Origin of the sequence: Sulfitobacter sediminis, assembly GCF_040811725.1 — a bacterium.
Lineage (GTDB): Bacteria > Pseudomonadota > Alphaproteobacteria > Rhodobacterales > Rhodobacteraceae > Sulfitobacter > Sulfitobacter sediminis.
In genome coordinates this window covers 1-231 of record NZ_JBFNXX010000286.1, presented here as the reverse complement: position 1 = coordinate 231, position 231 = coordinate 1, and the positions used below count along the sequence as shown (strand labels likewise).

Below are 231 nucleotides of genomic sequence, written 5' to 3'. Positions count from 1 at the left end.
CTCCGGCCCCGGGGGTTCAGGGGGGCGGCGGCGGCGCATTGGCCGGACAACGCCCGGTTTGGCCACATGGGCCGCGCGGGTGGCGCGCTGGAAAGCCGCGCGCTTGGTACGGGTGACAAGACGAAAAGAAACCGCCGGGGGCGCGTCCCCGGGTGTGGCGGTATCGCCATCCTGGGGGGCCGCCGGCGGTGTCATGCTTGTCCGGTGCTGTAAGCGCGGTTTACGCGCTCA

Annotated in this window: 1 protein-coding gene; it reads left to right on the top strand. The window is 72.3% G+C overall.

Going from position 1 to position 231, the window contains the following annotated elements; translation table 11 throughout:
* Window positions 1-213 (top strand): hypothetical protein (locus tag AB2B41_RS23800; protein ID WP_367880290.1); only part of this gene is annotated, 213 nt, incomplete at its 5' end.
* Window positions 214-231 lie beyond the last annotated feature (18 nt).